General features: G+C 38.4%; 17 protein-coding genes. 11 read left to right on the forward strand and 6 right to left on the reverse strand.

Going from position 1 to position 24,042, the window contains the following annotated elements:
* Positions 1–17 precede the first annotated feature (17 nt).
* The 10 genes from KYG33_RS15935 to KYG33_RS15980 all read left to right on the forward strand — a co-directional run bounded on the left by KYG33_RS15935 (position 18) and on the right by KYG33_RS15980 (position 16,479).
* Positions 18–1,643, forward strand: coding sequence for a SusD/RagB family nutrient-binding outer membrane lipoprotein (locus KYG33_RS15935; RefSeq protein ID WP_077413432.1), 1,626 nt, complete (start codon positions 18–20; stop codon positions 1,641–1,643).
* A gap of 175 nt (positions 1,644–1,818) precedes the next feature.
* Positions 1,819–3,117, forward strand: coding sequence for an MFS transporter (locus tag KYG33_RS15940; RefSeq protein WP_219072057.1), 1,299 nt, complete (start codon positions 1,819–1,821; stop codon positions 3,115–3,117).
* 34 nt (positions 3,118–3,151) lie between these two features.
* Entirely contained in the window at positions 3,152–4,123 is a 972-nt protein-coding gene (locus KYG33_RS15945) for a glycoside hydrolase family 130 protein (RefSeq protein ID WP_047376309.1), read from the forward strand.
* Positions 4,124–4,239: 116 nt separating this feature from the next.
* A complete protein-coding gene (locus tag KYG33_RS15950; RefSeq protein WP_077413678.1) occupies positions 4,240–6,471 on the forward strand; it encodes a GH92 family glycosyl hydrolase in 2,232 nt (743 codons plus the stop codon).
* 31 nt (positions 6,472–6,502) lie between these two features.
* Complete coding sequence (locus KYG33_RS15955; RefSeq protein WP_180564962.1) at positions 6,503–7,930, forward strand: glycoside hydrolase family 125 protein; 1,428 nt, start codon at positions 6,503–6,505, stop codon at positions 7,928–7,930.
* Positions 7,931–8,040: 110 nt separating this feature from the next.
* The gene (locus KYG33_RS15960) at positions 8,041–10,194 is read left to right on the forward strand and encodes an endo-beta-N-acetylglucosaminidase H (RefSeq protein ID WP_219072058.1); all 2,154 of its coding nucleotides are present in this window, start codon (positions 8,041–8,043) and stop codon (positions 10,192–10,194) included.
* A gap of 57 nt (positions 10,195–10,251) precedes the next feature.
* Entirely contained in the window at positions 10,252–12,660 is a 2,409-nt protein-coding gene (locus tag KYG33_RS15965; protein ID WP_219072059.1) for an endo-beta-N-acetylglucosaminidase H, read from the forward strand.
* A gap of 131 nt (positions 12,661–12,791) precedes the next feature.
* Complete coding sequence (locus KYG33_RS15970; RefSeq protein ID WP_180564965.1) at positions 12,792–13,652, forward strand: ROK family protein; 861 nt, start codon at positions 12,792–12,794, stop codon at positions 13,650–13,652.
* Positions 13,653–13,673: 21 nt separating this feature from the next.
* Positions 13,674–15,956 carry a GH92 family glycosyl hydrolase gene (locus tag KYG33_RS15975; protein WP_077413438.1) on the forward strand — a complete coding sequence of 761 codons (2,283 nt, stop codon included), beginning with the start codon at positions 13,674–13,676 and terminating at the stop codon, positions 15,954–15,956.
* A gap of 25 nt (positions 15,957–15,981) precedes the next feature.
* Complete coding sequence (locus KYG33_RS15980) at positions 15,982–16,479, forward strand: phosphoheptose isomerase (protein WP_077413439.1); 498 nt, start codon at positions 15,982–15,984, stop codon at positions 16,477–16,479.
* A gap of 107 nt (positions 16,480–16,586) precedes the next feature.
* On the opposite strand, the gene KYG33_RS15985 is transcribed toward KYG33_RS15980, so the two are convergent.
* The 5 genes from KYG33_RS15985 to KYG33_RS16005 form a co-directional block, all read right to left on the reverse strand.
* Positions 16,587–19,292: a TonB-dependent receptor domain-containing protein gene (locus KYG33_RS15985; protein WP_077413440.1), complete on the reverse strand. Its 2,706-nt coding sequence runs from the start codon at positions 19,290–19,292 to the stop codon at positions 16,587–16,589.
* 69 nt (positions 19,293–19,361) lie between these two features.
* Entirely contained in the window at positions 19,362–19,724 is a 363-nt protein-coding gene (locus tag KYG33_RS15990; RefSeq protein ID WP_175627175.1) for a hypothetical protein, read from the reverse strand.
* Between the two features lie 19 nt (positions 19,725–19,743).
* On the reverse strand, positions 19,744–20,379 hold the full coding sequence (locus KYG33_RS15995) for a hypothetical protein (protein ID WP_228408601.1): 636 nt from the start codon (positions 20,377–20,379) through the stop codon (positions 19,744–19,746).
* 78 nt (positions 20,380–20,457) lie between these two features.
* A complete protein-coding gene (locus KYG33_RS16000; protein WP_002982671.1) occupies positions 20,458–21,144 on the reverse strand; it encodes a response regulator transcription factor in 687 nt (228 codons plus the stop codon).
* Between the two features lie 126 nt (positions 21,145–21,270).
* Positions 21,271–22,815 (reverse strand): sensor histidine kinase, encoded by a 1,545-nt coding sequence (locus KYG33_RS16005; RefSeq protein ID WP_077413442.1) that lies wholly within the window; start codon positions 22,813–22,815, stop codon positions 21,271–21,273.
* Positions 22,816–23,016: 201 nt separating this feature from the next.
* Between KYG33_RS16005 and KYG33_RS16010 the strand changes: the two genes are divergently transcribed.
* Positions 23,017–23,511 carry an SRPBCC domain-containing protein gene (locus tag KYG33_RS16010; protein WP_180564968.1) on the forward strand — a complete coding sequence of 165 codons (495 nt, stop codon included), beginning with the start codon at positions 23,017–23,019 and terminating at the stop codon, positions 23,509–23,511.
* Between the two features lie 96 nt (positions 23,512–23,607).
* Here KYG33_RS16010 and KYG33_RS16015 read toward each other — a convergent pair whose 3' ends face one another.
* The gene (locus KYG33_RS16015; protein ID WP_077413444.1) at positions 23,608–23,946 is read right to left on the reverse strand and encodes a hypothetical protein; all 339 of its coding nucleotides are present in this window, start codon (positions 23,944–23,946) and stop codon (positions 23,608–23,610) included.
* Between the last annotated feature and the right edge of the window lie 96 nt (positions 23,947–24,042).

Raw genomic sequence — 24,042 nt, forward strand, 5'->3', positions numbered from 1 at the left:
CTTTTACAATTACGAAAATGAAAATTAATACTATTAAAACATTGGTATTTGGAGCAGCAGTGCTGTTTTCCGCATCAGGATGTACCAATGACTTTGATCAATATAATCAGGAAAAGCTGGGAGGTCCTGAAAATTTTTACGCAGATTTTATCGCCGTTGTTAATCCTATGAAATCTATCCAGAGAGGGCTTCAGGCAGATTATCAGCTGTATCCTAACTTAAGTGCAGATATGTACAGCGGAATGTTCAGTACAGCAACACCATTCAACGGAGGGGTAAATAACCTTACTTATTCTATGATGGACGGGTGGAACAACAGGATTATTGCCAGACAACAGGATATCTTTAACTATTCTATCATTATTGATAATGCCGCCAAAAACAATTATCAAGGAGTTGATTTTACAGGAACATTTGCTGTTAAGAAAATTCTTAAAGTGATTACAGCAGCTAGAGTATCAGATAATCACGGTCCGGTAGTTTACAGTAAATATGAAAAACCGAATCCTAACGGAGTTACTGATTTTGATTCCCAACAGGATGCCTACAATTATTTTATCGCTGACCTTAGTACTGCTATTACAGACTTGCAGAAAGTAATGGCAATGCCCGCGACAAAGAACGTAGAAGATAAAACATCATTGAAAAATGCAGATTTAGTGTATGGAGGAAATATGGCTCAGTGGGCAAAACTGGCAAATTCATTAAAGCTGAGGTTAGCAATGAGAATAAGCTATGCTGATCCTGCAAAATCAAAACAATATGCAGAAGAGGCTTTGGCTTCATCAGCAGGGTTGATTACTGATAACGCAGACAATGCTTTGATCAGTGTAGGACAATCAGAATTGAGCTTCATCATTTATTCATGGGGAGATTGTTTAATAGGTGCACCTTTGATGGCTTATATGAACGGATATAACGATCCAAGACTTCCGGCATATGCTATTCCGGCATCAGATGCTGGTTTACAAGGAAAATATATAGGAATACGCCAGGGGATTGATTTACTAAATGGTAAATCAACGTACGGAGGATTCTCACAACCACAGGCAAAATCTGCCAACGGAGATTATTTTTCCGGTACAGATGGTAAAATGAAATTATTCACTGCTGCAGAAACATGGTTCCTGAAGGCTGAAGCTGCTTTGAGAGGATATGCAGGAGCAGGAGATATTCAAACCAACTATACTACCGGAGTTCAGCAGTCTTTCGGAGAATGGGGAAAAAGTGCCAATGTTGCCACTTATCTTGCTGATACAACTTCTACAGAAGCACCTTATCTTGATCCGAAAAATGCAGACAATAACGTACCTGTTGGAAATCCTCAGTTAAGTACTATCACGATTGCATGGAATAACGGAGATACCAACGAAAGAAAATTAGAAAGAATCATTACTCAAAAATGGCTTTCTCTTTATCCAAACGGACCGGAAGCGTGGGCTGAGCAGAGAAGAACTGGATATCCGATTCTCTTCAAAGTAAGAAAAAATGACAGTGGTGGAGCGATCAGTACAGAAGCCATGATCAGAAGAATTCCTTTTACTATTGATACCAAAACTTCTCTCTATAATTACCAGCAGGCTTCACAGATGCTCAACGGACCTGATACCGGAGGTACTAAGCTATGGTGGGATAAGAAATAAAAAATATTCAGAATCACTCATTAATAAAGAGACATCTCAACATCAGATTTTTATTTGACACATTCATTGAGGCGGGAGAATAGAGTAGAATCTCCAAAAAATTTATAGTTTCGTTTTTTTTAGCCTGAATGAATCTTTGAGATGTTCTCTTTTATTTAGAATCTTATTTTTAAATATGGGAAAAAACAACTCCGGAACCCGTCGGATACAGCCAATTCTTTGGATTTCCACATTGTACTTTGCAATGGGTATACCCTTTGTAACTATTAATGCGGTTTCAGGAATCATGTATAAAGATATGGGAGTTTCGGATTCACAGATCACATTCTGGACAGCCCTTATCCTGTTCTCCTGGACGTTAAAGCCGCTTTGGAGCCCGTTCCTGGAGATCTATAAAACAAAAAAATTCTTTGTTGTTTCTACTCAGTTTGCCATAGGAATTCTGTTTGCATTAGTAGCGCTAAGTCTGCCGATGCATGATTTTTTCAAATACAGTATTGCACTTTTTGCTGTAATAGCATTTTGTGGAGCTACCCATGATGTGGTAGCAGACGGAACGTATATTGGCTTTCTTACCAATAAAGAGCAGGCAAAATATATCGGTTGGCAGGGCGCTTTTTACAATCTGGCGAAGATTATCAGTAGTGGAGCACTCGTTTATTTTGCAGGTATTTTAGAAAAAACAAAAGGCGTTACCAATGCCTGGATGATCATTATGGTGATCTATGCATTACTGTTTTTTGTATTGGCTATCTACCACTATTTCATTCTGCCAAAAGAAAATAAAGAAGAACTGAAAGATGAGAAAACGGCCGGAAATGTTCGTAAAGAACTGTTGGAAGTGATTACCTCTTTCTTTACCAAAAAGAAGATTCTGTGGTGTATACTCTTCATCATTCTATATCGTTTTGCAGAAGGATTTGCAATCAAAATTGCTCCATTATTTTTTAAAGCTCCAAGAACTTCAGGAGGATTGGGGTTATCCACTTCAGACATCGGACTTGTCTATGGAACTTATGGTTCCGGGGCATTCATTTTAGGTTCTGTTCTGGCGGGATATTTTATCTCAGCCCGTGGACTGAAAAAATCTTTGATCTGGTTATGTTGTGCATTTAATATTCCATTTGTGGTATATGCTTTATTAGCGCATTATCAGCCTTCAGATCTATTGCCTGTGGGAATTGCTGTGGTGGTAGAATATTTCGGTTATGGATTTGGTTTTGTAGGATTAATGCTCTACATGATGCAGCAGATTGCTCCAGGAAAACACAAAACTGCTCATTATGCTTTTGCAACAGGAATTATGAATCTTGGCGTAATGATTCCCGGAATGTTCAGTGGGATGATCAGTGACTGGATCGGATACAAAATGTTCTTTATCTGGGTCCTGATTGCTACGATTCCTGCATTCTTGGCCACTTTATTCGTTCCTTTCCCTTATCCGGAAAATCAGAAAGAACAACAAATCAATTAATAATAATTTAAAAATAAAAAGTAAAAAATACTTTATGACAGCTCAATCAGTAATGATCCCCTGGCAGGATCGCCCGGAAGGTTGCAATGATATCATGTGGAGGTTTTCCGAAAACCCGATCATTAACAGATACGCGATACCAACATCCAACAGTATATTCAACAGCGCAGTAATTCCTTTTGAGGATGGATTTGCAGGGGTATTCCGTTGTGATAACAAGGCAGTACAGATGAATATTTTCGCCGGTTTCAGTAAAGATGGAATCAATTGGGACATCAATCATGATCCTATTGAAATGCAGGCAGGAAATACAGATATGATCGAATCCGATTACAAATACGATCCCCGCGTTACTTTTATAGAAGATCGCTACTGGATTACATGGTGTAACGGATACAATGGTCCTACCATCGGAATTGGATATACTTTTGATTTTAAAGAATTTTTTCAGTGTGAAAATGCCTTTCTTCCCTTCAACAGAAACGGCGTTTTATTCCCTGAAAAAATCAATGGTAAATATGCCATGTTGAGCCGTCCCAGTGATAACGGACATACGCCTTTCGGTGATATTTATATCAGCTACAGCCCTGATATGAAGTACTGGGGAGAGCACCGTTGCGTGATGAAAGTAACTCCTTTTGAAGACAGTGCATGGCAGTGTACAAAAATAGGAGGAGGGCCGGTTCCTATCAAAACAGAAGAAGGATGGCTGCTTTTCTATCATGGAGTGATCAATACCTGCAGAGGATTCAGGTATTCTATGGGAGCCGCTTTGCTTGATCTTGAAGATCCTACAAAAGTATTGTACAGAACGAAGCCTTATCTGTTGGCTCCGGCTGAATTGTATGAACTGACAGGAGATGTACCGAATGTGGTTTTCCCTTGTGCAGCCCTTACAGAAGGTGACAAAGTAACAGTATATTATGGTGCTGCTGATACCGTAGTTGCGATTGCCTTTGGATATATCTCAGAAATCATTGATTTTATGAAAAAGAATTCAATTTAATACAGTAATATAAAGTTTAGGAAAATAGGTTAATCATCTTAATTTTCCCGTTTTCTGGGAATTTTATAATGGTTTTCCTATTTTTAAACAAAAAAATCTCCGATACCTCTCTTATCATGAAAAAAGAACTGATTATCTGCTTTTTTACAGCCCTGTTTTCTGTAGCCAGTGCCCAGCAAAATAAAAATGATGTTTTATCTTGGGTAGACCCTTTCATAGGCACAGGAGGACATGGCCATACGTTTCCGGGGGCAACTACGCCTTTCGGGATGATACAGCTGAGTCCGGATCAGAATACAAAAAGTGGCGACTGGGACTGGTGTTCCGGATATCACTACAGCAGTAAAACGATTATGGGATTCAGTCATAACCATCTTAGCGGAACAGGATGGGCAGACCTTGGAGATATTCTGGTAATGCCTACTGTGGGACAGGTAAAAATGGTTCCGGGATCTGAGGAAAACCCTGAAACAGGTTACCGTTCAAAATTCACGCACGATAAAGAAGTGGCATCTCCGGGATACTATTCTGTAATGCTGGACAGCTATGGAATAAAAGCAGAACTTACCGCTTCTCCAAGAGTAGGATTTCATAAATATACTTTCCCGAAAAGTGATGAGTCTAATATCATTATTGATCCAACGAATAAAATCTTCGGAAATATCTACCACACTTTGATAAGTGTAGAAGGCAATAATAAAATCAAAGGTTACTGTTACAGCAATGGTTGGGGAGGTAAACGATTTGCATACTTCGTCATGGAGTTTTCCAAACCGTTTAAGTCTTACGGCGTTTATGCTGACGGAAAAATCAAAAATGATGAAAAAATTGCCCTTGCCAAGGATGCTAAAGCCTTTGTAAGATTCTCTACAGAAGATCAGGAAAGTATTGAAGTAAAAGTATCACTGTCTCCGGTGAGTACAGAAAACGCACAGGAAAATTTCGATACTGAAGCAAAAAATATTGACTTTGCAAAAGCGAAGGAAACAGCTCAAAAGACATGGAGAGATTTGATCGGCAGATTCCAGGTGACTGGAGGTACAGACAGCCAGAGAAAAATTTTCTACACAGGCGTTTACCACACATTCATTGCACCAAATCTTTATATGGATGCCAATGGAGATTATGTGGCCGCTCAGGAAAACATGAATACAAAATGGTTCACGAATTACAGTACCTATTCCTACTGGGATGGATTCAGAGCAACTCACCCGCTGTTGACCATTATGGATCAGAAACACACAAAAGAATTTGCCAATTCCCTGATCAGCAGATATACAGATCGTAAAGACCACATGCCAATCTGGGAACTTTGCGGATATGATAACTTCTGTATGTTAGGGTATCACAGTGCTTCGGTAATTTGGGATGCTATTTCCAAAGGTGTTCCGGGTATTGACGCGGAAAAAGCATTTGCTGCTATGAAAGATGCTTCTTTAACAGATAAAATGAGCAGCAGTGATGGTGGCGGAGGTCTTAATGATTATATTAAATTAGGCTACACCCCATCAGAAAACGGTGCTTCAGTTTCTGCAACACTGGAATATTCATATGATGACTGGTGTATTCAGCAGCTTGCAGAAAAACTAGGGAAGAAAGAGGAATCAGAAGTATATAAAAAACGTTCTATGAACTTCCTGAACACTTTCAATAAAGAAAACAATCACTTCTGGCCAAGACAAAAAGACGGGAAATTCTTAGCAGATTTTACTCTTAACGACTGGAAAAAACTGCAGCCACACTGGGTTTCCGGAAACATCTGGGCTTACGATTTCTTTGTTCCTCATCAGATTGATGAAATGATGAATCTGTATGGAGGGAAAAAAGGATTTGAAGAAAAACTGGATAAAACCTTTACAGAAGCCCTTCATATGGAAGGAGAACAGCATGTTGATATCTCAGGATTTATCGGATCTCTAGGATTTGGTGATGAGCCGGGACATCATGTTCCGTACCTGTACAATTATGCAGGAAGCCCTTACAAGACTCAGAAAATGGTAAAATTTATCCGTGACAATATGTACGCGGCAAAACCGGACGGAATCGTCAATAACGAAGATTGCGGTCAAATGTCGGCATGGTATATTTTCTCTTCATTAGGATTCTATCCTGTGACACCGGGGAAACCTGTTTATGCTATCGGAGCACCACAGTTCCCAAAAGCTTCTTTACAATTGGAGAACGGAAAAACGTTTACCGTGATTGCAGACAAAATATCTGACAAGAATATCTATGTTCAGAAAATGTTCCTGAACGGAAAAGAATACAAAAGCTGGGAATTGAATCACAGTGATATTATGAACGGTGGCGAGCTTAGATTTGTAATGGGCAGCAGACCGGTAAAATAAGACTAATAAAAATAAACGAAACAAAGTATCAATGGAAAGGAGAAATTTTATTAAAACAAGTGCACTGGCAGGAGCCGGATTGCTGTTTACTCAGAATGTTTTTGCAAAAAATTTAGTATTGGACGATTTTCCTGTTGTCCGCGTTCCTAAAGAAAAAAGACATTTTACCAGCGAATCCGTAGAAAATGCTATTGCTGCTTTTAAAAAGAAAGTTAAAAACAAAGAACTCAGCTGGCTCTTTGAAAACAGTTTTCCCAATACATTAGATACTACTGTTTTCTATAGTGAAACCAACGGAACGCCTGATACGTACGTAATCACAGGGGATATTGATGCTATGTGGCTTCGTGACAGTTCTGCACAGGTTTTCCCTTACCTGCAGTTCTCCAAAAAAGATGAAAAGCTGCACAAGCTGATCTCAGGAGTGATTCATAAGCAGACTACTTTTATCCTGAAAGATCCTTATGCAAATGCTTTCTACAACGATGACCAAAAGATCAGTAAATGGAAAGAATATGACCATACCGATATGAAGCCGGGAACCCATGAAAGAAAATGGGAAATAGACTCTCTTTGCTATCCTATCCGTTTGGCCTATCACTTCTGGAAAACAACAGGAGATACAAAACCTTTCGATGCCAACTGGCTGAAAGGAATAAAACTTACTTTGCAGACCTTTACAGAACAGCAGAGAAAAAATGATCTGGGACCTTACAAATTTGAGCGTACAACAGCATGGGCAACAGATGGAGTTCCTATGGGTGGATATGGTTATCCGACGAAACCTGTAGGATTGATCAGTTCTATGTTCCGTCCAAGTGATGATGCTACCATCTACGGATTCCTGATTCCATCTAACCTATTTGCAGTAGTAAGCTTACGCCAGGCTGCGGAAATGGTTTCTCAGATTAAAAATGAAAAAACACTGGCTCAACAACTGAACAGCCTTGCTGATGAAGTAGATACAGCCATCAAAAAATACGGAATTTACAATCATCCTGAATTTGGAAAAATCTATGCTTTTGAAGTAAATGGCTTTGGAAGCTACAACCTGATGGATGATGCGAACTGTCCAAGCTTGCTGGGACTGCCTTATCTGGATGCGGTGAAAGCTGATGACCCTGTGTATTTGAATACAAGAAAATTTGTGTGGTCAGAAAATAACCCGTTCTTCTTCAAAGGAAAGCTGGCAGAAGGAATAGGAGGTCCACATATCGGATTGGATATGATCTGGCCAATGAGTATCATAATGAAGGCACTCACTACCAATGACAAAAGTGAGATCAGATGGTGTATAGATACCTTACAGAAAACGCACGGAGGAACAGGCTTTATGCATGAATCCTTCCATAAAGACGATGCTAAAAAGTTCACCAGAGAATGGTTTGCATGGGCAAATACGCTATTCGGTGAATTGTTATGGAAAACCTTTAACGAAAACCCGGAGCTACTGACATAGCCCTTCCTTTTATATGGTGTATTCATTTGAGATTCCTTCCTGAAAAAGAAGGTGTCAGGGGAATGCTATATAAAATTCAGACACCAAAAACACCTTAAAAAAATTATACAATGAAAAAAAAATCCATCTTTACTGCACTGATTGCCATGATGCTTCAGTCAGGGTCTCTGATTAACGCACAACAGCTTAGTCCTACCGGAATATGCTATGTAGAAGTGAACAACAACAACCTCCTGAATGCAGGAGCGTACAAACTGCAGACATCAAACAGCTATCTGTTCAATGTGGTGAATATTTTTGCGGCTAATATTAATTATGATACCAGCCGTGGAAGAGCGTATCTGTATTCCAATAATAACGTTACCAAGGTTCTTACCAATGCAGATACCTACATAAAGCCACTTCAGCAAAAAGGAATGAAAGTAGTACTGACGATTTTGGGAAATCACCAGGGAGCGGGAATCTGTAATTTCCCTACCCGTGAAGCAGCAAAAGACTTTGCATTACAGCTTGCCAATACAGTGAATACCTATGGTCTTGATGGAATTGATTTTGATGATGAATACTCAGAATACGGAAACAATGGGACAGGGCAGCCTAATGACAGTTCTTTTGTAATGCTTGTTCAGGAGCTCAGAGCACTATTACCGAATAAAATTATTTCATTCTATTATTATGGTCCTGCAGCTTCAAAACTTTCCTGGAACGGAGCCAGAGTAGGGGATAATGTCAATTACAGCTGGAACGCAATGTATGGAACATTCTCCGCTCCAAATGTACCTCCTCTTACTAAAGCACAAATCTCTCCTGCTGCCGTATGGATGGGAAATACTTCCAATTCTACAACCACCAGTCTGGCTACACAGACCAAAAATGGCGGATACGGAGTATTCATGTGGTATGATTTACATGGAACTAATGAAACGTCACAACTTTCGGCAGGAACTCAGACGTTGTACGGAGAGCCAACTGTTTTAAGCGGTACTTTACAGTCATGGACACAAGGGGCAAATTGTGATGCGCCTATTGGGTTGTACACAAGCAATCTTACAGGAACAAGTGCAAAACTGAATTGGTCAGCCATAGGAACCAATACCTATGATATTGATTATAAACCGGCTTCTTCAACAACTTGGACGAATGCTGTATCAGCAACAGGCTCCACTTCTGTAACCATTTCCGGATTAACAGCCAATACCGAGTATGACTGGAGAATCAGAACGAATTGCAGTGTGAAAAGTGCCTATATGTTTGCTCCAAGATTTACAAGCACTTCAGGAACGGCTCCTACAGGTTCTTACGCATTATCTTTAGATGGAAGCACTGAATCAGGAACTGCCGGAAATCTTACACTAAGCGGTTCTGCATTATCTTTTGAAGGCTGGATCAAACCTTCGTCATTCAAATCAGCTTCTCCTTATATCTCTTCTATCATGGGAACAGAAGTAAGCGACAGCAATTCTGCATTCTTAAGATTAGGAGATGCCAGCCTGGCAAATAATAAGCTTCAGTTTGTTGTAAGTATTAATAATGTACAGCAAAAACTGGCCTCTGCAACAGCTTTGAATGCCAATACCTGGTATCATGTGGCGGCTACCTATGATGGTGCCAATATGAAATTGTATATCAACGGTGTTCTGGATGCAACTAAAGCACAAACCGGAAATGTGAATTCAACAGGAGCATTCAATGTAGGATATTTATATAATACATCAAGAAACTTCAATGGAAAAATAGATGAGGTAAGAGTATGGAAACGTGCATTAAGCCAAACGGAAATCAGTCAGAATATGTGTAATGTAACAGTTCCGGCTACATCATTGGCTGCCTACTGGAAGTTTAACGAAGGCAGTGGTTCTACTGTTCAGGATACTTCAGGAAATGGCGTGACTTTAACATTGACAGGTGTTGATGCTTCCAATTGGGGAACAGATCTGCCATGTACAACAGGAACTTCATTATTAGCAAGAAATGCTTCGATCCAAAAGGCAGTAAATGCAGGACAGATAAACATTAAAAATCAGATAAAATTATATCCTAATCCGGTAAGCAAGTCTTCATCACTTACCGTATCTGTTTCGGATGAATACAGCAAAGGAAAATTAACGGTTTATGACTTTAATGGAAGAATCGTAGATACGAAATCACTGAACTCCGGAGACAATCAGTATGAATTGACCAGACTTTCGGCAGGAAACTATATTCTTCAGTTTGAATCTCATGATGGAAGCTTAAAACAATCCGAAAAACTAATTGTAAAATAATAACCACAGTCATTGGGCCGAAGCCCAATGATTTTTCTACTACAAAATTGATATACTATGAGAAAAAAATCCTTTTTTATTCCCCTGATGGCCTTAATGCTTCAGTCAGCCCCATTACTCAAGGCACAGCAGCTAGATCCTTTAGGAATCTGCTATGTGGAGGTGAACAACAATAATATGCTGAACGCAGGTTCCTATACTTTGCAGAATACCAACAGACAGCTTTTTGACGTTGCTATTATTTTTGCAGCGAATATCAATTATGATGTTTCTAAAAACAGAGCTTATATTTCAAACAATAATAACGTCACTAAAGTCCTTAATGATGTCAATACCTATGTAAAACCTTTACAGCAAAAAGGAATAAAAGTATTACTGGATCTTTTAGGAAATCACCAGGGAGCAGGAATTTCTAATTTTCCAAACCGTGAAGCGGCTAAAGATTTTGCGTTACAGGTTGCTCATACTGTCTATACTTATGGCTTGGATGGAGTAGACCTTGATGATGAATATGCAGGATACGGAAATAACGGAACGGGGCAGCCTAATAACAGTTCTTTTGTCATGCTTCTGCAGGAATTAAAAGCAGCAATGCCGGATAAACTGATTACATTCTACTACTATGGCCCGGCTACAACCAGACAAACTTATAATGGAGATTTAGCAGGAAACTATATCGATTACACATGGAATTCGATGTACAGTACATACAATGCGCCTGTAGTTCCTCCTCTTAATAAATCCAAAATCTCTGCAGCGGCAACATGGATTCAAAACTCGAATCCAAGCTCAACTTCTGCCACTACACTGGCAAGCTTAGCGACCAGCACAAAAAATGATCAATATGGGGTATTCATGTGGTATGATCTGGCAGGAACTAATGTAGCCAGCTACCTGAGTACAGGCTCCAATATTCTCTATAATGAAAACACACTTTTAAGTGGTCAGTTGTACTCATGGTCTCAGGGACAAACATGTGATCCGCCATTAGGACTCGATGTTTCAAACGTGACAGGAACTTCAGCAAAACTGAACTGGACTTCCAATGCTTCCCAGTCTTATAATATTGATTACAAACCAGCCAATTCTACAGTATGGACGAATGTGGCCAGTAACTATTCAGGAAATAATATTGTCATCAATAACCTTACCCTGAATACCAATTACGATTGGAGAATACAGTCCAACTGCTCACCGACATTAACAAGTACTTATATTTTTGCACCAAGGTTTAACTCCGGAAGTGGCTGCACTACGCCATCAGGATTAACTTCCGGAAGTTTCCTTGGTAATACTGCTCAGCTATCCTGGGATGCAGTAAATGCAACTTCATATACACTGCAATATAAAACTGCAGTAGCTACAACATGGTCTGAAATTCCGAATATTACAACCAATTCTTACGCACTTCAAAATCTTACCCCAAATACAAGTTATGTATGGAAAGTACAGGCGGGATGTGCCGGAGGAACTACAAGTACTTATTCAGGAGAAGGATCATTCAACAGTGGCTTTGCACCTGTTACAAGTCCCGGAGCAAGATCTCTTTCTTTCAACGGAAGCACGCACTATCTTAATGCAGGACAGTTTAACCTGAGCGGAAATGCGATGACATTTGAAGGATGGGTAAAAGTAAATGCTTTCAAAACAGGATTCCCTTATATTTCATCAGTAATGGGAGTGGAAGTAGGAGATAATAACTCGGCAATGCTTAGATTCGGAGACGGAAATCTGGCGAATAACAAACTTCAGTTTATCCTGAGCTTCGGTTCATCACAGGTAAAATTGAATACAAATACAGCATTCAATACCAATACATGGTATCATATAGCAGCCACTTATGATGGGGCAGCAATGAAAATTTATGTCAATGGGAACCTTGATGCCAGCTTTGCAGTAACGGGTAACTTTACAGCAAACGGAATTCTGTATTTGGGAAGAAACTATGACAATTCCCGTACAATCAACGGATTCCTTGATGAATTCAGAGTGTGGAAAAAAGCGTTGACTCCTCAGGAAATATTGAGTAACAGCTGTAATGTTCCTGCCAATTCCACTGGCCTTGAAGCTAATTGGAAAATGGATGAAGGAAGTGGTTTAGGTGCATTAGATGCTACGGCAAACACTCATTTTGCAGCCCTGATCAATATGACAGATGCCAACTGGAGAACAGACGTTGCCTGTGCTTCATCTCTTGCCGTGAAAGATATTGAATCGGTAAAAGAGAACAGTACAGTCTATCCAAATCCTGTGAAAAGAGGAAATGATATTCACTTTGCCATCAGCGACAACTCTGCAAGTGAAGTAGCATTGTATGATGTTTCAGGAAAATTATTCAAAAAACAGAACATTAATCAAAATAATAACGCCGTGAATACACAGGATTTAATCAGTGGTACTTATATTTACAAGATTACATCCGCAAACAGTAAAGTAATTTCAACCGGTAAAATTATTGTAAAGTAAGATTCAGATAATGATATAGTTATCAGGATTATAAATATAAAGTCTGAAATACAAAGCAGACAGACAGGATATGTATTCCTGTTTGTCTGTTTTTTCAGTCACAGGATGGCTTGAATTAAAAATAAATAATAATGCAGAATATAGTAGGAATAGATATCGGAGGGTCACACATTACGCTGGCTCAGGTAAATCCGGAAAAACGTGAAATCATTTCTTCAACCTATGTAAGAGAACATGTAGATGCTTTTGAAAGTAAAGAAGTTATTTTTTCAGCATGGGTTTCGGCCATTGAAAAAGTAGCTCACAATCTGGTAAAGGAAGACCTTTTAATTGGTATCGCAATGCCGGGACCTTTCGATTATGAAAACGGAATATCACTGATGCAGCAGGGAAAATTTATTGATATCTATCAGGTCAATATTAAAGAAGAGCTGGCAAAAAGACTGGATATTTCTCAGGAACGGATTCATTTTGTAAATGACGCGGCGGCCTTCATGGAAGGGGAAGTATTCGGAGGTTGTGCTCAGGGATTCGGTAGTGCTTTTGGAGTGACTCTCGGTACAGGATTGGGAACGACCTTCTTTAATGGAGAATTTGCTTCCGATGAAGACTTGTGGGATTCTCCTTTCAGAGATTCTATCTGTGAAGACTATCTGGCAACACGCTGGTTTGTGAATCATTATAAAGAACTGACCGGAGAAGAAATCTCGGGAACCAAAGATTTGTTGGATAAACCCGCAGAAATACAGACCAGAATGTTTGATGAATATGCAGACTCTTTTTCAGAATTTATCGTGAAATATGTAGATCGTTACAAACCGGAAGTTTTAGTTATAGGGGGGAATATTGCCAAGGCATATCCTCATTTTGAGCAAAGATTTATTCAGAATTTAACAAAGAATAATATTAACTTGCAGGTTAAAATTTCTGCCATATTTGAAGATGCCGCCATTCTTGGAGCTGCCAGCTATGCATTAAAAAAGCTTATATAAATTAACAAACGAAAAGATACAATGAAGTTTATATTTTCTACTTGCTTACTGTTATTACAGGCCTGGGTTTTAGGCCAGAATGTATCTCCCGTAGATTATGTGAATCCTTTGATGGGAACACAATCCAAACCCTCATTATCCAACGGAAATACCTATCCGGCAGTCGGACTTCCATGGGGAATGAATATCTGGACACCGCAAACCGGTAAGATGGGCGATGGATGGGCATATACCTACGATGCAGATAAAATAAAAGGATTCAAACAAACCCACCAGCCATCTCCCTGGATGAATGATTATGGCGCATTTGCCATCATGCCGGGAGTAGGAAAAGTGAAATTTAAAGAAGACGACAGAGCGAGCTGGTTCAGCCATAAAGCTGAGGTTACTACGCCTTATTTCTATAGTGTTTACTTAGCTGATATTAATGTTACAACAGAATTTACCCCTACAGAAAGAGCCTCTTATTTTAAATTTGATTTTCCAAAGACAGACAGTGCTTATGTAGTTGTTGATGCACTGAACAAAGGATCTTATATTAAGATTTTACCGAAGGAAAGAAAAATTCTGGGCTATACGACAAGATATTCTACCGGGAAATATGAAAATTTTAAAAACTATTTTGTCATTCAGTTTGATAAAGATTTTGAACTGACAAAAACCTGGAAAGACGATAAACTGGTGAATGATCAGTTAGAAATTACCAGTGATCATACAGGTGCTGTAGTAGGGTTTAAGCTTAAAAATAAAGAAACGGTTTATGCAAAAGTAGCCTCTTCATTCATCAGCTTTGAACAGGCAGAACTGAATTTGAGAAGAGAAATCGGGACCAAAAATTTTGAACAGGTAAAAACGGATGCCAAAAATATATGGAACAAAACATTAGGGAAAATAGACGTAAAAGGAGGGACGGATCAGCAGATGAGAACCTTTTATTCTTCTTTATACAGGACTTTATTCTTCCCACAAAAGTTATATGAAATAGATGCTCAGAACAAAATAAAACACTGGAGCCCTTACAATGGTAAAATTGCAGACGGAAGAATGTTTGCAGGAACCGGTTTCTGGGATACTTTCCGTGCTTTATATCCTTTCCTGAATCTTGTTTATCCAGGTATCAATGTAGAAATGCAGGAAGGATTGGCCAATGCTTACAAAGAAGGCGGTTTCTTACCAGAGTGGAGCAGTCCGGGATATTCTGATATTATGATTGGAAACAATTCTGCGTCTGTAGTGGCAGATGCTTACATTAAAGGACTTCGCGGATATGATACGGAAGCCCTTTGGCGGGCTGTAAAACACGGCGCCAATAATGCAGGTCCTATCGAAGCGGTAGGTCGTGCAGGAGTAGAATATTACAACACTTTGGGCTATGTACCTTACGATGTGAAAATCAATGAAAATGCCGCAAGAACACTGGAATATGCTTATGATGACTTTTCAATTTATCAGCTAGGAAAAGCACTTGGAAAACCCGCTTCAGAGATTGATATTTATAAGAAAAGAGCTTATAATTATAAAAATGTCTTTGACAAAGAAACAGGCTTAATGCGTGGTAAAAACAAAGATGGTAACTTCCAGAAACCTTTCAATCCTTTCAAATGGGGAGATGCTTTTACAGAAGGGAACAGCTGGCATTACACATGGTCTGTCTTCCAGGACATCGACGGTCTGGCAGAACTGATGGGTGGAAAGAAGAAATTCGAAGCCAAATTAGATGAGGTATTCTCATTACCACCGGTTTTTGATGACAGCTATTATGGAGGTGTGATTCACGAGATCAGAGAAATGCAGATTATGAATATGGGGCAGTATGCCCACGGAAACCAGCCGATTCAGCATATGATCTATCTGTACAATTATGCCGGATCACCTTACAAAACGCAATATTGGGCAAGACAGGTGATGAATAAATTGTATCATGCCACTCCGGATGGATATTGCGGAGATGAAGACAACGGACAGACTTCTGCCTGGTATATTTTCTCAGCCCTTGGATTTTATCCGGTAACTCCGGCTACAGATCAATATGTGTTGGGAGCACCATTGTTTAAAGAAGCAACCATTCATCTTGAAAATGGTAAGAAAATTGAAATAAAAGCTCCGGAAAATAATTCCGAAAATTTATATGTAAAATCTTTGAATGTAAATCAGCAGCCTTACTCCAAAAACTGGTTAAGCCATAAAGAACTGATGAAGGGCGCTGTGTTAGACTTTAAAATGGATAGCAAACCTAATAAAGAAAGAGGTTCACAGGAAAAAGATTTTCCATATTCAATGTCAAAAGAAGAATCAAATAAATAATTTTTAATTTAGAAATACAAGCTGTATGAGTACAGAAAAAAAAGAAATATTCGACAGAGTAGAAAGCATGCTGCAGACACAAGGTTTCAATATCGCAGCAAAAGATGATACAAGACCATGGGGAGGTTTCTTTGTGATTGATGAAACACAGGCGCAGGATTTTGCCAACCAGTATTTCGATGGTATTGATGTAGACAACCTGAGAATAGGAGGGAAGCTAAGCCCGAAAATTCTTATCGTTGCTCCGGAAGCAAGATTAAGCTGGCAGTACCACCACAGAAGAGCCGAAATCTGGCAGGTAGTGGAAGGAACTGTAGGAATCAAAAGAAGCAATACCGATGAAGAAGGAGCGTTGGGAGAATATGGTCCAAAAGATCAGGTGAAACTTCAGCAGGGAGAAAGACACAGATTGATAGGTCTTGCAGGCTGGGGAATTGTAGCCGAAATCTGGCAGCATACCGATGTATCCAATCCTTCAGATGAGGATGATATCGTAAGGGTACAGGATGATTTTGGAAGATAAATAGAAAAATCCGCTTCATTGAAGCGGATTTTTTATTGAGTAAGGAAGCTTGAGGCTGGAAGAAGGAAGTTAAGCACTCCCAGCTTCAGTCTTCCAGCTTCCAGCTTTTAAAACGTTACATCCAGCCCCACATAGACGTTTGCCTTCATAATGGGTGCATATACCATTCCTCCGTCAAAATAATTCCCGAAAGGATTTTTAAAATCAACAATCGCATTTTTCTGATAATAAGAAGTAAGGTTTTCACCACCTACATAAGCTCTGATCTTTTTATTGAAATTTCTTGAGATCTGAGCATTAAGAACGGCATACGATTCCGAATAGGTTGGTAGCTGAAATTCTGCCGGATTGCTTGAAGTATCAGGAAGTCTCTGTTTTCCAACCCAGTTTAAAGTCGTATCAAAACTCCAGAATCCTCCGTTATTATTTTTATTGGTAGAATATGCTAAATTCACAAATCCTCGGTGCTTAGCCATGAAAGGAACTTCTCTTCTTCCTCCGATATAATCTGCCTGTACATCATAATACTTATAAGCAAGCCTCACATCAAAGTTTTTGAAAGGGGTGAAGTCCCACTGGGTTTGGAATGAATTGGCAAATGATTTTCCTTCCAGATTATAGAATGTCAGCTGTTGGGGAGATTTGTCAAGATCCACCAATACCTGATCCTGGAAATCTGTTCTGAAGAAATCGGCAATGATGCTGGATTTTCTTCCGAATAATTTGAATTCCTGCTGTAAACTTGCCCCATAGTTCCAGGCAATTTCAGGTTTTAATCCGTAAATATTTCCTCCGTTGGATAAAATATTGATTGCTCTGTTCGATGCAAAATACTGCTGGCTTTCCGCAAATACATTCGCTGTTCTGAATCCTCTTCCCGCAGAAAGTCTTAAAATAGTCTGAGGCGTAAAATCATACTTGAAATTTAGCCTTGGCGTAAACTGAGTTCCTGCCAGATTGTGAAAATCCACTCTGGTTCCTGCTACTAATGTATATTTTAATCCCGTTAAGGTATATTCAGCAAAAATACCCGGTACAATTTCATTTCTTTTCAGATCGTTCAATAAATACGTTTCCTTATAACCGTCATATAAGAAACTTGCTCCGGCTTTATACTTATGGTTGGTATTTCCAATAATACTTTCAAAGATTAAATTGGAATAATACGTATGCTGCTGCCCTGCATAATTTCTCAGTCCGAAGAAACTATCCTGCTGATGATACACATATTGGTTCATCCATCCGATACTTTGGTAAGGTTTTCCTTTAAAAACATACCCTGTCTTATTCCAAACCTGAAATCTTGAAATATCAATTCCTACTCCATAAAAAGGCTGTTTGTCCTGAGCCAGTTTTTTATCAAAACCAACTTGTCCTGCCGTTCTTTCATCACGGATAAAGTTAATTCCGAAGTGAGATCCGAATCCTGACTTTTCAAGGTCGTTATAATTCAACAAATACGCGGCATTGATCTGGGTTCCTTTTGGTCTGTCCAGAAAACCGTCATCATTCATATCCGTGTTCCCGAAAGTTCCGTTTCCGTGAAGAAGGAAAGTTTGTGACCATTTATCGTTGATGGGAGAGACGTTGGTAATATTCACTTCAGCTCTTCCATTAAAATCAGAAAAAAGGTTCAGTGACGTCTCAGGAGTCTTCGCATTCTTCAAAAGTTCAGTATTGATCTGTCCTGTGATGCTTTCATAACCATTTGTTACAGTACTTCCTCCCTTAGTAAGCTGAATACTTTCAATCCATCTTCCCGGAATAAAATTTAAGCCATAAGCAGAAGCCAGACCTCTGATTTCGGGTAACTGTTCCTTCGTTAAGCTCGTATATTTCTGATCCAGACCAAGCATTTTCAGCTGTTTTGTTCCGGTAACGGCATTGCTGAAAGAAACATCTACGGTTGCATTCGTTTCGAAACTTTCAGAAAGATTACAGCAGGCTGCCTTTAAAAGTTCCTTTTTATCGATATTAAAAACAAGACCGGCTTCTTTCTTGCTTAAAGAAGTTGCTGCCTTAGAACCTGTTACCACTACACCGTCAATGTTTTTTTCATGTTGGGAATGATCCTCTTTAGCTGATGAGGTTCCGTTCTCTTTATGATCTTCATGCTTTGTACCTTCTTCATAATGTACTTTTGGATTAGGTTCACCAAAAGTAAAATCTCTGTCATACAGACAACATCCCGGAAGACCATTGTAAACAGCATCTGAAGCCTTATACTTTTCATTATCATGGCCAGCATCAGCAATAGCTTTTAAAATTTTATCTGATGAGGTTTTTGAGGGGTCAAAATTTAAAGTAACCGTTTGTTTTTCTGCATTCCATTCTGCAACACTGGCTCCGGCATCTTTTGATGCTTTTTCAATTCTGGCTTTACATGAAGCACAGTTTCCTCTCACATAGAACTCATTTTCTTTTTTAGCGGAAACAGAAGCATCTGTGTGATGATCATGGTGTGTTTCTGCCTGAGAAGGCTGCAGGTCTCTGTCATAATGACAACATCCCGGAAGTCCTTCATAGGTTGTATCAGACGCTTTGAATTTCTCATTATCATGACCCGCTTCTGCTACTTTTTTCAGGATAGCATCGGAAGATACCTTGTCTGTTTCTAATGTTAATGTCTGAAGATCAATAGAGTAAACTGCTGTTTTTGCGCCGGCTTTTTTCGCGGCACTTTCAATTCTTGTTTTGCACATTTCGCAGTTCCCTTTTACCTTGAACTGATTTTTTGAAAGTGTTTGAGCAGATATAAATTGTGTAAATAGGAATAATGCACCAAGTATTAACCTGGAAATAGATAATTTCATTTTATTTAAAAGTTTAAATTAATTAAAAAACAGCTCATTACATAGTATAATGAACTCGTGATATTTTAATTAAGCTATCTTAGGCGGTTGCCAGATTTCCTTTAAACGGTCTGAAATATATGGATCTGAATATTGAAACTGAGGATTCTTATTCGCTTTGTAATAAGATAGTTCCAAACGTAGATTTTTTGAGAAAGGAGTTTCAATAAAAGTATAGCAGGCAACACATGATGAACAGCAGTCATCATTACATGATTTTGTTTTGTCATGTTTGCTGTCTTTTTTTGAAGAATGATTTTTACAGCAGTCTATTTTCTTGGAAGATTCTGCTTTACAGCATGTTTCCTGCATTCCTTGCGCATAGAAGGCATCCTTGGGAATCAAAAAGACTCCCAGGCAAAATACTATTGCAAGTAGATGAAACAGCTTCATATCTGCAAAAATAAGAAATTTATGGCAAAGGATCACCAACTTTTAGAGAACAGCTGTGCCAAGGTTCACCATGTGCTGGGTTTAGCTTTGGTTTTTCTCCCATCGCCAGATTCTGTGCCGCAGGTGCAGGAGCAGGAGCAGTCTGAACTACATTTTGTGCCGATTGAGGAGCTTGTGCAGGTTTACTGTTTAAAGGCTGTCCTACCGGGATGTCACATCGGTGCCCGGGCTGTCCGTGTGGAGGATTCATTCCCGGAGCTGTTTTTGCCTGTTTTCCGTTGTTGTCAAGAGTGATTTTTCCTGGTGATACTGCATTAGGATCAATCTGGACGATATTATTTCCGTTTGCATTTATGTTTTGTGAGGCCGCCGCTGTTGCAGGTTTACTGTTCAGGGGCTGTCCTACCGGAATGTCGCATCGGTGGCCAGGTTGTCCGTGTGGAGGATTCATCCCTGGGGCGGTAGCCATTGGAGCAGGAGTGGAGACAGATGAAATACCTGCCTGGTCCATTAATGTTGTGTTGGAGGTTGTATTAAGAGCAACGCTGGATTGCCCGGCATTGGCTTCTTCTTTTAAATAAGTGGCTTTCTCATCCTTTTTACAAGAGGCAGCTAATAGTGATACGGCGATCAAACCTATAAATGTATTCTTCATATCCATGGGTATGAAACAAAATTAGCAAAACATTTTCAATTGTTTTGCTAATTTTATACTTATAATTTGATTTTTGGATTAATTTTTTACCAAAAGTCTAAATCCTTCTCCGTGAACGTTGATAATTTCCAATCCTTCGTCATCTTTTAATAACTTACGAAGTTTTGCAATATATACGTCCATACTTCTTGCTGTAAAATAATTTTCCTTTTTCCAGATCTTTCTTAAAGCAAGATCTCTAGGCATGAAATCGTTTCTGTGAATACAAAGAAGCTTCAATAATTCATTTTCTTTAGGAGAAAGTTTGTATTCTTTATCACCTACTTTCAATTGTCTCAGCATAGAGTCAAAGAAAATATTGCTAATTTTAAACTGCTCCTGCTCCTCATTTTCCAATGTAGAGCTTCTCTGTAAAATAGCCTTGATTTTATATAAAAGAAGCTCAGTATCAAAAGGTTTTGTGATATAGTCATCAGCTCCCAACTGGTATCCTTTCAAAATATCTTCTCTCATATTTCTTGCTGTAAGAAATATAATCGGTGTATTTTTATCAATCTTTTTTACATCTTCGGCCAATGAAAACCCGTCTTTTTTAGGCATCATTACGTCAAATATGCAGATGTCGAATTCATTTTCTGTAAATTCTTTAAGTCCCTGCTCCCCATCAGTGGCAAGTGTTACTTCAAAATTATTGATTGTCAAATAATCTTTAAGCACCGCCCCAAAACTCTGATCGTCCTCTACTAATAATATTCTGTTGCTCATAATTTTTAATAATTAATAATTAACAATTAAGAATGAACTTCCTCACTCTATCTTCTATATTTTGATATTTGGTTTAATTTTTCGTCAATGATGATTTATCATTCATCAATGATCATTTTATATATTTTATCCCATTGGGAGTTTTATCGTGAACGTACTTCCATCTCCCTTATTAGAGTCTACGATAATCTGTCCTTTGTGCAGTTCTACAATTTTCTTCACGTAGGAAAGACCTAATCCCTGTCCTTTCACGTTGTGAATATTTCCGGTTTCTTCCCTGAAGAATTTTTCGAAAATTTTGGTTTTATTCTGAGTATCCATTCCCATTCCTTTATCGGAAATTTCAATGATATACCAGTGTCCTTCATTTCTTGTTTCCACATGTATTTCCGGCGCTTCAGGAGAATATTTATTGGCATTATCCAGTAAGTTGACCAGCATATTTGAAATATGGAACTCGTCTATTTTAAAATTATAATGGGTGGCATTGAATTTCTGGGTAAGAGAACCGTTCCTTTGCTTCACAATCAGATTGAAAGATTCTGTTGTCCTTTTGATCAATTCTCTTACATTGGTTTCTTTTAAAAACAGCTCTACTTCATTTCGTTCAAGTTTAGACATATTAAGCACGTTTTCAACCTGCTTTTTCATCCTTAAGTTCTCCTGCTTTATCAGTTCTGAATAATATTTTACCTTATCCGGATTGGTGGCAATTTTGTCATTAGCCAAAGAATCCGTTGCTACAGAAATGGTTGCCAATGGTGTTTTGAACTCATGAGACATGTTGTTGATGAAGTCTGTTTTTACTTCAGCAAGCTTTTTCTGTCTCATCATATAATTGATGGAAATAATGTAAATCCCAAGAATGGTAAGCAGAGAAAGAAATGTTCCTAAAAGCATCGGCCAGTTGTTCATCGCCAGAGAGTATTCTTTCTTAGGAAAAACCAATGCGAGGCTGTACAGTGTGTTTTTTTTGTCTGCAAAAAGAGGAAAGCTGTAGATATTACTGTCTTTTTTCTCTTTGTAGGCTTTATTCACGATGCTTGTAAGCTTGTTGTTGCGGTCAAGAACTCCATATCCGAACTTGGCAGATATTCCTCTTATTTTAAGTTCTTTCGCAATGACAGAATCAAGTGTTTTCGGATCCACTCTTTTTGTGATAGGGAGGTTATTTCCATATACTTTCACAAATTCTTTCATGGAGTAATCTCCGGTTTCAATCTCCTGATTGATATCCGTGGTAAGAAGTTCACGGTTGGTGGTATCTCTTTTTATTTTATAGGCTGCTTCGTCTGTATATAAGGTTGTGAGTTTAATAGAATCCCCTTTTTGAGAAATCGGCAGCTGTGTTTTTTCAATAATGTTTTTAGAATAAATAATCTGTCTTTGAGTTCCAGAGTCTTCTACCTGCTGAATTGTAGTTAGAGACGGCTGTTTACTATTGGCAAGAATATTTTTTCTGAAATCCTTATAATCCTCATTCAGATATTTGTCTGCTTCGATCTCTTCAATACTTTTTGAAGTACTTTCCAAAACTGCATACACTTTATTTGAAAAATCCTGTTCCAGTACACCGTAATAGCCTTTCAACCAATAAAATTGGAGCGTCACAAAGACAATCAGTGAGATCGTCATAAACACTGAAATTATTGGGATGAATTTGTTATTCATTATTTAATTATATATGTTTTGGAAAAATGAATGTTAAAATTAATTTTTTTAAGACTACATAAACAAAAAACGAGCCAAATAATTGTTTTTTTTTTCTTAAAAGAGTGTTTTTTAACAATTATTTATGAATTATCCTTTACTTGTCATATGAAAAGTCCCTTTCAATAAATAAAATGCTAACTTTATTAAAAATAAAAATATATGGAATCTAATATCATTTTCAACAAAGATTTTGATGCTGCCAGTACGTATGTCATGAAAATTTATAAAGCTGATGTTTCAACGGTATGGGATCATTTCACCCAATCCGAATTATTGGATCAATGGTGGGGACCTAAACCCTGGAGATGTGAAACGGTAAAACAGGATTTCAGAGAAGGAGGAATCTGGATGTATGCAATGGTAGGGCCAAACGGTGAGAAAGGACCTCTGTATGCTCAGTCTCAGTATGGCGAAATTACAGAACACAGAAGCCTTGACTGGATGAGTGCTTTTTGTGATGAAAAAGGAAATATTAATGAAGATTTTCCAAGATCAAAATGGCTGCTCGGCTTTACAGGAGTGGAAGAGGGTACTAAAGTGACCATCAATATCCACTACCATTCTCAGGAAGTTATGAGAAAGATTTTGGAAATGGGATTTGAAGAAGGATTTAAAATGGGATTGACACAATTGGAAGAACTGATTGGCTCATAAATAATTGGGCATCTGAAAAAAAAGGAAATGAAAGATGTTGCGGATACATTTATAATATAAAAGCAGGATGTCTGAATGAGCATCCTGCTTTTTTTGTTAAATTAATTCTTCTTCCTGAAAGTAATGAATAATCGCCTTTTTCATAAGCAAGCTTTGCTCATTAGGTCTTAATTCAGGCAGATCTTCTATTTTTTCAAAGTGTGGCCAGCCATCTTCGTAATGTGAAAATTTGTAATATCCAAAAGGTTCCATCAATCTGCAAACTGCGATATGAAGGATATTTAATTTATCGTCTTTTGTATATTTCTGTTGGCCGCTTCCCAATTCCTGAAGTCCAATTAAAAATAATATCGTTTCAATCGGTGGATTTTTTTCAGTCTGGAAGTTGTCTTCAAAAAACTGTTCTATTTTTTTCCAATATTCAGATTCGTTCATATGATTATAACTGTCATTTTTTATCGTGACAATGTATTTTATAAATTATTATTTTCTTTGTTTCTAAGATCTTCTTCTCTTGCTTTTTTCAGAAGG

Origin of the sequence: Chryseobacterium sp. D764, assembly GCF_019317325.1 — a bacterium.
Lineage (GTDB): Bacteria > Bacteroidota > Bacteroidia > Flavobacteriales > Weeksellaceae > Chryseobacterium.